Source organism: Sphingomonas aerophila, from assembly GCF_014199305.1.
GTDB classification, from domain to species: Bacteria; Pseudomonadota; Alphaproteobacteria; order Sphingomonadales; family Sphingomonadaceae; genus Sphingomonas; species Sphingomonas aerophila.
On the sequence record NZ_JACIJK010000003.1, the window covers coordinates 164,371 to 177,180 of the forward strand.

Annotated in this window: 13 protein-coding genes; 6 read left to right on the top strand and 7 right to left on the bottom strand. The window is 65.9% G+C overall.

Annotated features, from left to right (window positions below; translation table 11 throughout):
• Nucleotides 1–11: 11 nt before the first annotated feature.
• The gene (locus tag FHS94_RS05675; RefSeq protein ID WP_343055180.1) at nucleotides 12–902 is read right to left on the bottom strand and encodes a TauD/TfdA dioxygenase family protein; all 891 of its coding nucleotides are present in this window, start codon (nucleotides 900–902) and stop codon (nucleotides 12–14) included.
• Between the two features lie 322 nt (nucleotides 903–1,224).
• Here FHS94_RS05675 and FHS94_RS05680 point away from each other — a divergent pair, with 322 nt between their 5' ends.
• Both FHS94_RS05680 and FHS94_RS05685 read left to right on the top strand, forming a co-directional pair.
• The gene (locus tag FHS94_RS05680; RefSeq protein WP_184055577.1) at nucleotides 1,225–1,479 is read left to right on the top strand and encodes a hypothetical protein; all 255 of its coding nucleotides are present in this window, start codon (nucleotides 1,225–1,227) and stop codon (nucleotides 1,477–1,479) included.
• 148 nt (nucleotides 1,480–1,627) lie between these two features.
• Nucleotides 1,628–3,169: a tryptophan halogenase family protein gene (locus FHS94_RS05685; protein WP_184055579.1), complete on the top strand. Its 1,542-nt coding sequence runs from the start codon at nucleotides 1,628–1,630 to the stop codon at nucleotides 3,167–3,169.
• On the opposite strand, the gene FHS94_RS05690 is transcribed toward FHS94_RS05685, so the two are convergent.
• Nucleotides 3,144–3,635 (bottom strand): PIN domain-containing protein, encoded by a 492-nt coding sequence (locus tag FHS94_RS05690; RefSeq protein ID WP_184055581.1) that lies wholly within the window; start codon nucleotides 3,633–3,635, stop codon nucleotides 3,144–3,146. The genes FHS94_RS05685 and FHS94_RS05690 overlap by 26 nt on opposite strands.
• Entirely contained in the window at nucleotides 3,635–3,868 is a 234-nt protein-coding gene (locus tag FHS94_RS05695; protein WP_184055583.1) for a type II toxin-antitoxin system Phd/YefM family antitoxin, read from the bottom strand. The genes FHS94_RS05690 and FHS94_RS05695 overlap by 1 nt, the downstream gene beginning before the upstream one ends.
• A 192-nt stretch (nucleotides 3,869–4,060) precedes the next feature.
• On the opposite strand from FHS94_RS05695, the gene FHS94_RS05700 reads away from it, so the two are divergent.
• The 4 genes from FHS94_RS05700 (at nucleotide 4,061) to FHS94_RS05715 (ending at nucleotide 9,794) form a co-directional block, all read left to right on the top strand.
• Entirely contained in the window at nucleotides 4,061–5,431 is a 1,371-nt protein-coding gene (locus FHS94_RS05700; RefSeq protein WP_184055941.1) for a cation:proton antiporter, read from the top strand.
• A 192-nt stretch (nucleotides 5,432–5,623) separates the two neighbouring features.
• Complete coding sequence (locus tag FHS94_RS05705; protein WP_184055585.1) at nucleotides 5,624–7,759, top strand: TonB-dependent siderophore receptor; 2,136 nt, start codon at nucleotides 5,624–5,626, stop codon at nucleotides 7,757–7,759.
• On the top strand, nucleotides 7,759–8,304 hold the full coding sequence (locus tag FHS94_RS05710; RefSeq protein WP_184055587.1) for a hypothetical protein: 546 nt from the start codon (nucleotides 7,759–7,761) through the stop codon (nucleotides 8,302–8,304). The genes FHS94_RS05705 and FHS94_RS05710 overlap by 1 nt, the downstream gene beginning before the upstream one ends.
• Nucleotides 8,301–9,794, top strand: a complete 1,494-nt coding sequence (locus FHS94_RS05715; protein WP_184055589.1) for a PepSY-associated TM helix domain-containing protein — start codon at nucleotides 8,301–8,303, stop codon at nucleotides 9,792–9,794. The genes FHS94_RS05710 and FHS94_RS05715 overlap by 4 nt, the downstream gene beginning before the upstream one ends.
• A gap of 5 nt (nucleotides 9,795–9,799) precedes the next feature.
• On the opposite strand, the gene FHS94_RS05720 is transcribed toward FHS94_RS05715, so the two are convergent.
• From FHS94_RS05720 to FHS94_RS05735, 4 genes are read right to left on the bottom strand one after another with little or no spacing between them, the layout of a single operon-like run.
• Nucleotides 9,800–11,080, bottom strand: coding sequence for a transporter (locus FHS94_RS05720; RefSeq protein WP_184055591.1), 1,281 nt, complete (start codon nucleotides 11,078–11,080; stop codon nucleotides 9,800–9,802).
• Between the two features lie 16 nt (nucleotides 11,081–11,096).
• Complete coding sequence (locus FHS94_RS05725) at nucleotides 11,097–11,666, bottom strand: hypothetical protein (protein WP_184055592.1); 570 nt, start codon at nucleotides 11,664–11,666, stop codon at nucleotides 11,097–11,099.
• A 3-nt stretch (nucleotides 11,667–11,669) separates the two neighbouring features.
• On the bottom strand, nucleotides 11,670–12,359 hold the full coding sequence (locus FHS94_RS05730) for a C39 family peptidase (RefSeq protein ID WP_184055594.1): 690 nt from the start codon (nucleotides 12,357–12,359) through the stop codon (nucleotides 11,670–11,672).
• Nucleotides 12,356–12,751: a hypothetical protein gene (locus FHS94_RS05735; RefSeq protein ID WP_184055596.1), complete on the bottom strand. Its 396-nt coding sequence runs from the start codon at nucleotides 12,749–12,751 to the stop codon at nucleotides 12,356–12,358. Before FHS94_RS05735 ends, FHS94_RS05730 begins: the two co-directional genes overlap by 4 nt.
• Nucleotides 12,752–12,810: the final 59 nt, after the last annotated feature.

Below are 12,810 nucleotides of genomic sequence, written 5' to 3' on the forward strand. Positions count from 1 at the left end.
GGCATTGCGGGTCAGCGCGGCCCGAAGGGGCGGTCGCCAGCAATGGTGACCCGCTCCATCCGCCGGCGCGCGGGCCAGTAATCGGCAACGGGATAATGCTGCGTCGCGCGGTTGTCCCAGATGGCGATCGCGTTCGGCGTCCAGCGAAAGCGCACCTGGTATTCGGGCACCTTGAACCGATCGAGCAGGTGGGACAGCAGCTTCGCGCCCTCAACCTCGTCCATCTCGTCGATCCGGCTGGTGAAGCTTGCGTTGACGAACAGGACGCTTGCACCCGTTTCGGGGTGGATGCGGACGATGGGGTGGTGTTGCGGCGGGAACTCCGCCGCCATTGCTGCACGACGCTCTGGCGCGATGCGGTCACCGAAATCGAACAACAGATCATGGGTCGCCGTGCGGCCCTCGATGCGCGCCTTCACCTCGTCCGACAGGCCATCAAAAGCGGCGGCGGCATCAGCCCACAGCGTGTCACCGCCGCTCGCCGGCAGCTCCCGCGCGCGCAACACCGCCCCCATCGACGGCGCGGCGCGGAAGGTGACGTCGGCGTGCCATTTGTCGAGCACGCGAAAGCGTTGATCGGTGGCGGCGTCCTCCACCCGGCCTTCCGATCCGCGAATGTCCAGGATCTCGGGATAGCCCGGAACGTGCTTGATGACCGGATGGCCCTCTAGTTCTCCCCAGACCCGTGCCAGCGCAAGGTGCTGTTCGTGGCTGGGGTCGAGGTCGCGCAGGAACAACACCTTGTGGCGCAGCAGCAGGGCACGAAGCGCACTCGCGACGTCCGGCTCGATCGGGTCGGAGAGGTGGACGCCCGCCACCTCGGCGCCGATCACCGGGCCACAGGGCACGACGTCGAGGCCAAGCCCGCCTGCCAAATCCCCCGCAAGTTCCGCATCGGTCACCGTCATATCCTCAATTCACTCTAGATCACTGGCTGCCGCGTAGATGGCGGCGATTGAACGTCAAAGCGCCACCGCAGCGTGAGGTCGACATTAAACGAGCTATTGCGCGTGCAACTTCTTCTTTCAATTCCTACCGCAATGATAGGGTATGTTGCTGTCCGGAGGTGGCGAGATGACTCGTTCAATGGTGGATAGCGCAACAGTGCGCCCCGTCTCGTCAGCAACAGGCGGCCTGGCCCGCGTCCGTCCCACCATTTACCCTGTGGACGGGGGTGGCGCACGGCAGTGGCCGGCATTTCCGATCAACAACGAAGGAAAACCTATGAAGAAGACGATCGTCCTGCTCGCAGCCGCCGGCCTGTCCCTCGCTGCCTGCGGCAAGGGGGAGGCTGGCAGCAACAGCTCCGCCGACACCGGCGTGGTAGCCAACGAAGCCGGTGCGGGCGACGACTTCGCCGGAAATAGCGAATTCACGGGCAACAGCGATCTCCTGTCCGACAACACGGCCCTGCCGGCGGACGAGGGCAACGGAACGCTTGAAGCCGACAACAGCGCGACCCTCAGCAACGCGCAATAACTTCCGCTGCCCACGGGCAGCCGACACGCATCGCCAGGTGAGCTCCCTGAGCGCCCCTACGGCCCGGCGTTATCGTCGGGCCGCTTTGTGTCTGGCGCGCGCGCCAATACGCTGTTGAAGCCGCCACGGATCGTCTATGCAGGCGCTTATGTCTGATGGTCGCCGGATCGTGATTGTGGGTGGCGGGACCGCTGGTTGGTTGACCGCGGCCTATCTTGCCAAGGCGCTGGGCCAGTCAGTTCGGATCACGCTGCTCGAATCGCCTGAGATCGGCATCATCGGGGTCGGGGAGGGGACGTTTCCGACCATCCGTGACACGCTGCGCTTCCTTGGCATCGACGAGGGCAGCTTCGTTCGCGACGCATCGGCCACTTTCAAGCAAGGCGTGCGGTTCACCGACTGGCAGCCGGCAACGGGCGATCAGCCGCACAGCTATTTTCACCCCTTCGAGCCGCCCTTCCATGCAGAGGGCACCAGCTTGGTCCCGTACTGGCTCCTGCAGGACGAAGAGGCGAGGCCGCCATTCGCGGAGGCGGTGACGATCCAGAACCGCGTTGCCGAAGCCAAACGAGCGCCCAAGCAACCGGGCGAAGGGGACTTCGCAGGTCCTCTCAACTATGCATTCCACTTCGACGCGGTTCGGCTGGCGTCCGTCCTGGCAGCGCGGGCACGGGAATTGGGCGTGGAGCACCTGTCCGGGCGGTTGCAGGAAGTTGTCATCGGCGACGACGGCCGTATTGCCCGGCTCGACACGGATGCGGGCGATCTGACTGCGGACCTGTTCATCGACTGCACCGGCTTTCGCGCCGAACTGATCGGGCGGGCGCTGGGTTCGCCCTTTCACTCCATCAAGAATCAGCTGTTCACCGATCGGGCGCTTACCTGCAAGCTGCCCTACGATCGGCCGGATGCGCCGATCGAGAGCTACACCGTGGCGACCGCGCACCAGGCGGGATGGATCTGGGACATCGGCCTTCCCGGGGCACGGGGCATCGGCTGTGTCTACGCGAGCGGTTACGTCGACGACGAGCGCGCGGCGGAGATCCTGGCGGAGTATCTGGGCGCCGCGGCGGGCGAGGTAACCCCGCGCCGGCTGTCGTTCGAGGCGGGATGGCGTGAGCGGCCCTGGATTGGCAACTGCGTCGCTGTGGGCCTGGCCGCCGGCTTCCTTGAACCGCTCGAGTCGACAGGCGTGGTGCTGATCGAGGCAGCGATCGGCATGATTGCCGAGCTGTTCCCGCACCACGGGCCCGTTGACCTGCCCGCGCGACGCTTCAACGCGCTGATGACCGCGCGCTATGCCAACATCGTCAACTTTCTGAAGCTTCATTATTGCCTCAGTCGGCGACCGGAGCCGTTCTGGCGGGACAATGCCGATCCGGCGAGCATACCGGAGTCGTTGCGCGAGCTGCTGGAACAGTGGCGCTTCCGCCCGCCCAGCCGGTTCGACTTCCTGCTCGATGTCGAATCCTTCGCGTTCTTCAACTACCAGTATATCCTATACGGCATGGGCTTCCGGACCGACTTGTCGGCCGGCCGCGCCGACTTCCCTGATATGGCGGAAGCGCAGCGCTTGTTTGCGCGGGTGCGAAGCTTTGGCGAACGGGCGACGCGCGACCTGCCGTCGCACCGATCGCTGGTGGAGCAGTTCGCCGCGGCGCCGGTTAGCCGCGCACGAACAGGTTCTTGAGCCACGGGCCGCGGCTGGCCTGGCGCCAGTCGTCATCGTCCTCGACCGCCTCTGGCGTATAGCCCCAGGGATTGACCGTCTTGACCTTGCCCAGGCGGAACGTGGCCGGGCTACGGGTCGCGAGCGTCAGGCCATGTTCCAGCGCGGTTGCGGCGATCAGGCCGTCGCGCAGGGCAGGGTAGCCGAGCTGGGTCGCGCGCCGTGCGACCGCGGCGTCCACCGCCAGCACGCGCCCGTCAAAGGCGGAAACGACCCGCTCGTCGATCCAGCGCCGGACCGCGGCGGCTGCGGCCTTGTCGCTTCGTTCAATCTGCGCCGCGGCCGCGCCGAGTTCGGCAAGGGTCAGGGCGGACAGAAACAACTGGGTGCGGGACTGGGCGGCGGCCCAGGCCGCCAGCGCGGGATCGCTGCGCCCAACGCGGATATTGCGCAGTTCCCACAGCACGGCGGTGTCGAGCAAATGCATCAGCGCCCCCACAATGCGGGCGAGCCCCAGGCAGGCTCTGCAACGACGGGATCGTCCATCGCGAGCAGGTCCCCGAGCGATTCACCGCCGCCGGCAAGCTGCCGGAACGAATCGTAGCTCATCAGCACGTGGGTCGGCCGACCCCGGTCCGTCACAAACACCGGCTCTGCCCGCGCTAGGCGTTTTGCCTGGCTGACATCCTGGTTGAATGCGCGACTGGTGACAACTTTCATGTACCTACCTGCCTACTTGTGCCACGATCCGATGTAGGCACGTTACTACGTTGTGGCTCGTTGGCAACGGTTCTGCTTACGGGCCTGAAAATCGTCGGTGAGTGTCGCATTGGGCCATTGCGAAGCCTGCGATTGCTCTGCTTCCTGTCGGCCGGGAACGATCTGAAAAGGTCGGCAAGGGAGGGGTGAGTGATGATCGGCTGGCTGGAAAGCCTTCAAAAAACCGCGCTGGGGACATTCGCTCCGCATGGACCGGCGACACAGGCTGCCGCCCAAAGCTACACGCCCGGCGATTTCAGCGTTCATTTCTTTCTTCAGCTCGCCGTGATCCTAGTGACGTGTCGAGTGGTGGGTTGGCTGGGCAAGAAGCTGCTCGGCCAGCCGCAAGTGGTGGGCGAAATGATCGCTGGCGTAGTGTTGGGGCCGTCGCTGCTCGGCCTCCTGTTCCCCGGCATTCAGGGCGCTATTTTCCCGAAGGAAACCAAGAGCGTCCTGTACGCCGGCGCGCAGCTGGGCGTGGGGCTGTACATGTTCCTGGTCGGCACCACTCTGCGCCTTGACCATTTCAAGACCAAGGCCAGGAGCGCGTCAATGGTGTCGCTGGCCGGTATCGCTGCGCCGTTTGCGATCGCCGTGCTGATTACGCCGATGCTGCTGGACGTGCCCGGCCTGTTCGCGGTCGGGATAAGCCAGTTCAACGCAACGCTGTTCCTGGGCGCGTGTATCGCGCTGACGGCGTTCCCGATGCTGGCGCGGATCATCAACGAGCGTGGGTTGGCGGACAGCGCCCTTGGCACTTTGTCGCTCACCGCGGGCGCCTTTGACGACGCGTGCTCATGGTGCGTGCTTGCCATCGTGCTCGCGACCTTTGGCGGCGGTCCGGGCGTGGCGATCCTGGCGATCGGTGGCGGGGTCGCCTGGGCGGCGTTCGTGATCCTGGTCGGCCCGCGCCTGCTCGCGCCGCTCGGCCGGATGGTGGAGCGCGAAGGCGAGCTCAGCATCACGGCGTTCGCCATCGTCATGATTGCGTTCTGCATTTCGGCATTGCTGATGGACGTGGTCGGGATCCACGCGATCTTCGGCGGCTTCATCCTTGGTGCGGTGATGCCACGGGGCAAGCTGACCCAGGAGATCAAGCGCAAGCTGGAGCCGCTTACGGTTGTCCTGCTGCTGCCGATGTTCTTCACCTATTCGGGGCTGAACACCCGCATGGACATGGTGAACTCGCCCTCGTTGCTGCTGATCGCGCTTGGCATCCTGGCAGCGTCCGTGCTTGCCAAGGGTGGCGCCTGCTACTTGGCAGCGCGGCTGTCGGGTGAAGATAATCGCACAGCGCTCGGCATCGGCGCGCTGATGAACTCGCGCGGGCTGATGGAACTCATCATCATCAACATCGGCCTGCAGAAGGGGATTATCGGCCCCACGCTGTTTTCCATGCTGGTGTTGATGGCAATCATCACGACCATGATGGCCAGCCCATTGTTTGAAGTCTTCTATGGACGCCGCGGGCGGGAAACGGGCGAACTGGGCGCCCTTGGTTCCGGCATCGCCAAAGCGGCCTGACTTTTCGGTCCCCCCTGGCGGCTCGCTTCTACGGAAGCGGGCCGCTTTTTTTGTGCGCATCCATGTCGGCGCTTTGCAGCCCCTGGCGCGGCGAGTTCCCATGCAAAGCACGTTGTGGCCCATGCTAGTGCGAATGACTTGCAATAGCGCGGGGTGGAGGTTAGGGCGGCGGCGACCAGGGAGACAATTAGAATGACCGCCATCTTGGCGCTGCTCGCAACGGCAGCAACGGCCACGGTACCGGCCGCTGCGACCGCTTCGGCCCCCGACATGATGACCGATCCGCAGCGGGGCACGGACGCGCCGAGTGCCGACGACGTGATCGTTACGGGCGCGCAAACGGCGGGCAGTGATGATTACACCATCAATGGCCAGACCACTGCGACGCGTTTGCCCCTGAGCCTGCGTGACACGCCGCAATCGGTCAGCATCGTCACCCGCGCCCAGATCGAAGATTTCCAGCTGAACGACGTCAACGCGCTGTTGTCGACGGTGCCGGGCGTCAACGTCCAGTTTTCCGACACCGATCGCGTCTACTATTCGGCGCGCGGCTTCGACATCCAGACATTTCAGATCGACGGCATCGGCGTGCCGTTCGCGTTCGGCATCCAGACCGGGTCGATCGATACGGCCATCTATGATCACATCGAGGTTCTGCGCGGCGCGCCGGGGCTGCTGTCGTCAACGGGCAACCCGTCGGCCGTGATCAACTTCATCCGCAAGCGCCCGACCCGTGACCTGAAGGCGTCGGCCAGCGCCCAGTACGGCTCTTACGACAACCTGCGCCTGGACGCCGATATCAGCGTGCCGCTGACCAGCGATGGAAGCGTACGCGCGCGCGCCGTGGGCGCGTACTTCGATACGGACAGCTATCTCGACCGCAATCACCTGCGCCGCTGGACCGGATATGGCGTGGTGGAAGCAGACCTTGGCCCCGACACGGTGATCAGTGCCGGTTACGGGCATCAGGACCATAAGAGCAACGGCGCCCTGTGGGGCGCGCTGCCGCTGCTTTATTCGGATGGAACGCGGATCAGCTATGACCGGTCGTCGAGCACGGCGCCCGACTGGTCGAGCTGGGGCGTGATCGACCGGCAGATCTTTGGCGACCTGACTCACAAGTTCGGCAATGGCTGGGTCGCCCGGCTCAGCGCGATCCGTCGCGCGACGGATGAGACGAACGAGCTGTTCTACGTTTATGGCAACCCAGACCGGACAAGTGGCGCCGGGCTGTTCGACTATCCCGGTGCGTTCAAGGCACCAACGCGTAACCTGACGCTGGAAGCCTATCTGACCGGTCCCGTGTCGCTGTTCGGGCGGGAGCATGAGTTGATGCTGGGCGTGAACCGCAGCGCGCAGAGCTACCGGCAATATTCCAGCTATGGCGCGATCAATCAGCCGGTGTTGCTCGACACGATCCTGGCCGGCGGTGCGGTTCGGCCAGACTTCCCGGCGCAATACGACCTGAGTCTCGACCGGCATACGCGGCGAGAGACGGCCTATGGCATGGTCCGGTTCAACCTGGCCGATCCGTTGAAGCTTATGGTCGGCGGCAATGTGACGCACGCGGTCAGCAGCGGCACGTCGTACGGGGTGCCAGTGAACTTCGACAATATGCGGTTCCTGCCGTTCGTCGGCGCGACACTGGACCTCAACGAGAATATCAGCGCCTATGCGAGCTATTCCACCATCTTCAATCCGCAAACGGAGGTGGACCGGCTGAACCGCGTGCTCGACCCGATCAAGGGCAACAACCTTGAAGCGGGCGTGAAGGGGGAATGGTTTAACGGACGCTTCAACGCGTCGGCCGCGCTGTTCCAGACACGGCAGGACAACACGGCGCAGAACGCCGGCTTTGCAAACGGCGTTACCTTCTATGAAGGGGTGAATGCCAAATCACAGGGCATAGAGCTGGAAGTCGGGGGGCGCCTTGCACCCGGACTGCAGGTGACCGGCGGTTACACGCTGATGCGGGTCGATGATGAGCAGGGAGATCCGGCGCGCACCTTTGTGCCGCGCAACACCGGCCGCCTGAACGTCAGCTACTCCCCGCCAGCGCTCCAGCAGTTCAAGGTCGGCGCGTCGGTGCAGTATCAAAGCCGCATCTATTACAACGCGACCACCGCGACGGGTGTCGCCGCGCGCATCACGCAGGGCGACTATGCGCTGGTGGATCTGCTCGCGAGCTATCGCCTGACCGACAAGCTGTCGCTGAGCGCCAACCTGCGCAACGTGACCAACAGCCGCTATCTGACCGGACTGACCTATGACCAGGGCTATTACGGGGCGCCGCGCACCGTCCTGGGTACGATCCGGATCGCCTATTGATGGTGATCGCCGCGGCCCTGGTTGCGATGCTGGTCGCGATGACGCTGGTCCGCCTTGGCTGGGGCGCGCAGCGCGCCATGGCTGTCGGCGGTTGGAGCCTGGCCGCGCTTTCGCTTGTCGTTCTGGCCGGGCAGGCAGGCGCATGGGGGCTAGCGACCGGAACGCTTGCCGCAATGATCGCGTCGGTTGCCATGGTGTTGAGAGCCGGTTGGAGCGCGCCTGTTCGCGTCCGGCGGCCGGCGCGCGAGCCCGCGTCCGTCACCATGCCCCGGCGACCGCGTGACCTTGCGCGCCGGCTGGCCGTGTTCACGCTCGTCGTGCCCGGCGCGTTCGTTGGCGCCCAGGCGCTGGCATTCGGAGCGCAAGCGCTGGTGCGCCAGGCGGGGGGAGGGGAGGCAAATGCGATCGTGCTGATGCTGTTCCTTCAGCCCCTGCTTTGGGGCGGCCTGATGACATGGCAGATGACACGTAGCGGTCCCATACAGATGATCGGGGCGCCAGTTGGCGCAAGCGCGCTTGGTGCGTTGATGTGGAGCCTTGGATGACCGTGAAAGGGCAGCTTCTGGTTCGGCGGGCGCTGGGCGGTCACGCGGCGCTGGGACTGTTAGCCGGCGCGCTGCTCTACATCATCGCGCTGACCGGAACGGTGGTGGTGATCCATGACCGCCTGCAGCGCTGGGAACAGCCGAGCATCGCAGAAGTCGCGACGCTGTCGCCTGCGGCTGCGCAATCGGCAATGGTCGCGGCGATGGCCCAGGGTGCGGGCAAGCCGGCGACCACCCACCTGTACCTGCGCATGCCCAACGTCGACCTGCCCCGTGCGGTGGTGACCACCGACACGGGCGCCTGGTACGTTGACGAGGGCGGGCGGCTCGCGGGGCGGGAGGCCCATGCCTGGACCGAGATGGTCATCAGCCTGCACGAATATCTCCACCTGCCCGTGAACTGGGGCATGATCCTGGTGGGCATGCTGGGCGTGGTTCTGGCGGCGCTGGCGATAACGGGCGTGCTGGCGCATCCACGCATCGTCCGAGACGCCTTTTGCCTGCGCGCGCGCCACGACCCGCAGATCGCGCGGGCCGACTGGCACAACCGGCTTGGCGTCTGGACGCTGCCCTTTGTTCTTGCCGTAACGCTGACGGGTTCATTCATCGGCCTGTCGAGTGTCGGTTATTCCGTGCTGGCCAAGGCGTACACAGGTGGTGATCTGGAGCGCGTTTATGCCCCGATCTATGGCGCCGAGGCCAAGTCCGATCCGGCGTCTGCAGCGCTGCCGGACATCCGAACGGCGCTGACCACGCTCGCCGCGCGCGTGCCCTCCGCCCGTCCGACCTATGTCATCGTGCATGAGCCCGGCACCCGCGGTCAGCATGTTCAGGTGCTGGGTGAGCTCCCGCGGCGGCTGGTCTATGGCGACAGCTACAGCTTCGACGCAGCGGGGCGCTGGATGGGGCCGGCAGGCCTGTCAGACGGCGCAATCGGTCGGCAGTTCGCGGCGTCCACCTATAACCTGCACTTCGGCAATTTCGGCGGGCTGATGGTGGAGGTCGCATACATGCTGCTCGGCCTGGCGCTGTGCGTGGTGACCGCAACGGGCACCACCTTGTGGCTGACCAAGCGCCGCCGTCGCGGAATGGGCAGCGATCGGCTGGACGCTAGCTGGACGGCGCTGGTGTGGGGGACGCCGCTGGCGCTGATCGCGACGCTGTGGTTGCGCGCCGCGGCAGGCGCCGATGCGCCATTGGTCGCAGGGTTCTGGGGCGGGCTGGCGTTGCTGCTGGTGGCGGCGATCGTGTGGCCGCTGGCGGTGACCCCGGTGCGGCTGCGCGGAGCGACACTGGCTGGGTTAGTCGCGACGGCCCTGGGCCATGCGATGCTGTTGCGACCCGCGGTGCCGGCGGTGCTTGCCATCGACGTGGTGCTGGTTGCCGGCCCCGTGCTGGTGTGGGCCGTCTATCGCCGCTTCCAGCGCGCGCCCGAACGACAAACGTTCGACAAGCCCGTGGCGGTGCTGAAACCCAAGGTGCAGGCCTGACCCGATCAGGGACGCCCGGACAGAAGCTCGAACGGCACCCGCAGAACGGTTCGCATGTCCGGCGCATCCTGAGTCGCGCCGACTTCGACCGACCAGTTGAGCGTCAGCCTCTGCGTGGCGCGATAGCTGACGCCGAACAGCAGCCGCCCGATTTGCAGGTCGCGTGACGTCATCTCCAGCACCGGACTGTTTGCCGGCTCCAGCGGGCGGGTCCGGGTGAAGGTGCCGAGGCTCCATGTATGCGCGTAGCCGAGATTGAAGGAGGTCCGCTCGTTCAGGGACAGGCCGATACCGGCGCTGGCGGAAATCTGGTCGCCCGGATTGACGTAAAGCACCTGGATGCCGCCGACCTGCGCATCAACGGAGCGGCCGAAGTTACGGCCATAGCCGATCGTGCCGAACAGCACCGCCGGGTCGGTTGGCAGGATGGCGGTAACGCTGGGCGATACGCTCCAGAAGCCCGCGCCCGTGGCGGCCTCCAGCGGATTGCCCGTGGCGCTGCGCCGGATCTTGAACGGATCGGTGCCGGTCGGCGCCACCGCCTGAAGGTTCGCGACCAGGAAGGCGCGGCCCGGCCGGGCGCGGGTCAGCTGATAGCGCGCCTGGAACTCGATATCGCCGATGCCATTGTCCCGCGCTGTCCTGGGCGGGTCAAAGGCCTGCGACGGCGTACCGGACGACTGCACGGGTGCCAGGATCGTGGTGTCGGCACGGTACACATAAGGCACGCGCACGCCGATCTCGAACCGGCGTGACAGGCCGTATCGGGCCGCGATTGAGGCGGTGAGGATGTCCTGGCGCGATTCGTTGATGTCATAGGCGCCGATCAGCACTGCCTCGGCAATGGAAATGCCCCGGAACAGCGCGCGGTTGCGGTCGAGGCGGGTATAGTCGGCCTGGAACTCGGTGGTGAGCTGCCCCGCCCGCGTCAGCACGCTGCCCTGATCGCCCAGAACGGCGACGGAGGGAGGCTGGTCGAAGTCGTCAGGGGCGGCGCCGACCTGTTCCACCGGGCCGCCAAGCTGGGTGCCCGGGATGGCTCCTGGAACCGGCGGCACGGGCGCAGTCGCGGCTGACCCGGACGCGGCCACCTGATCCAGCCTCGCCTCCAGCGCGCGAAGTCGCTCCTCCTGCCGGGCGATCTGCGCCTTCGCCGCCGCCAGTTCGTGCCGTAGCGAGTCGACGTCACCCGGAGGCGGCGTTTGCGCCTGCACGGCGGGAGCCGCCAAAAGGCTGAGCAATGCTGGACCGGTCCAGATAAAGAGCGCGCGTGTTCCCCCCTGCATTCATCCCCCATGTTGTTCAGCGAGCGAGGCGTATGGCAGCCTCCGCAGCGACATTGTTGACCGCGCTCATCCCGCCGCCGAGCAGCTCGGGGCGGACGCCGCCGACCGTGATGTCCAGGGTGGTTTGCACGTCGATGGTCCGGTTGTCGGCGCTGTTCGCGACGACGCTGCCCAGCGCCGTGCCGATCAGGTGCGACACGTCCAGGCCCGCACCCGATAATTGCACCGTACCCGCGCCATTGTTCACGCGGACGTTGCCGAGCGCGGTCTGGACGCCGTCGAGAGCCTGCTGCGTTGGGACAAGTACCAGGCCGTTGCCGGTGTCGGCATAGGTGGCGAGCGTCTGTTCCGGGCCATTCACCTTCAGCACGGTGCGCAGCGCCTCGCGGCCGTCGACGCTGGTCAGTGTCGTCACGCCCATGGTCAGGATCATGCCGTTCGGCAGGTCAAAGCCCCCGCGCATCTGGTCGAGCGTTTCGGGGGGCAGGGCCTGCTGGCTCGGAAAGGCTTGCGGACGCGCCTGTGCCGAAACCGGAAGGGCTAGGAGCGAACCGGCCAGCATGGCGGTGATGATCGAGCGCGACATGGCTCAGAACTCCCCATAACCGGGCATGGCGAGCTGCAAGGATTGCTGATCCAGCGCTCCGGCGGCCCGGCTGAAGGGCGAACGGGGATAGGCGGCCCACCGTGCCGGCTGATTAAACACCGCCTTGCCGCGAGGAACGGCCGAGTCGAGCACGAACAACACCCCGTTCCATTGTTCCTGGAAGCGGTCCTGCTGTTCCACGCGGAGGCCCAGCGACGGGTCGGCGACCAGCACCTCGCCGTTGCGCACACCCTGGATGATGACGAAGTGGCGGTAACCCTGGCGGTTGATCAGCGCGATCCCGGGAACACCGGCCTGCCGGATCGCATCCAGCGAGACCTTGTACCCGTTCCCGGCGATGCCCCGCGCCTTGAGATAGCGCTGCATGTCGAGCAGGGAGAATCCGAGCTTGCGGATCTGGGCGCGATCACCCTCTGCCCACATGCCGCGGAAGGCCGCGATCTCGTCATGCGGGTCGCCGTACATCCGCAGCAATGTCGCGAGCGCAGCGGAGCCGCAGCTGAAATCGTAGCGCTGACGGACAACGCCGGCGAACCGCATCGCCTGCATCGAACGAACGGGAACGCTGATATCGTAGAGCTGGCTGGTGCCGAGAAAGCGCTTGCTCTCCTCGCCGCCGAACGCGGGGGCGGCTGTACCGACCAGCGCGAGCGCGACGACAACGCGGATCATGGCGCCGGGTTGAAGTAGATGTTGACGTTCATGGCGGAGTTCACCGCGACGTTGTTGCCGGAGTTGGCGTTGACGACGGTCAGCCCTCGGACGCCCTGAAAGGCGGAGTCGCTGAACGTGACGGAGCCCGTCTGCGAGTTGCCGTTGACGCTGTTGTGCGACACGCTTGCCGCCTGGTTCGCCTGCGCGATCTGCGCCAGGTCCTCGCGTGCGGTTTCCTGGCCCAAGGCTTTCGCCTCGAGTGGGGTGGCGGAGGCAAACGCGCTCGTTTGCACGGGGGCGGCAGGCGTCGTCTGGTCGGTTGGTACGACCGGCAAGTCCAGCGTGGCCGGAAGAGTTTCTTGTGGAGTGGCCGCAGCGGCGGCCATGGCGGCGACAAACGAGAGCAACATTACCTTGAGCTCCCAAGAGAAAAGGCCGCGGGCGAGCGTCAGGCCCGCCCGCGGTTCAG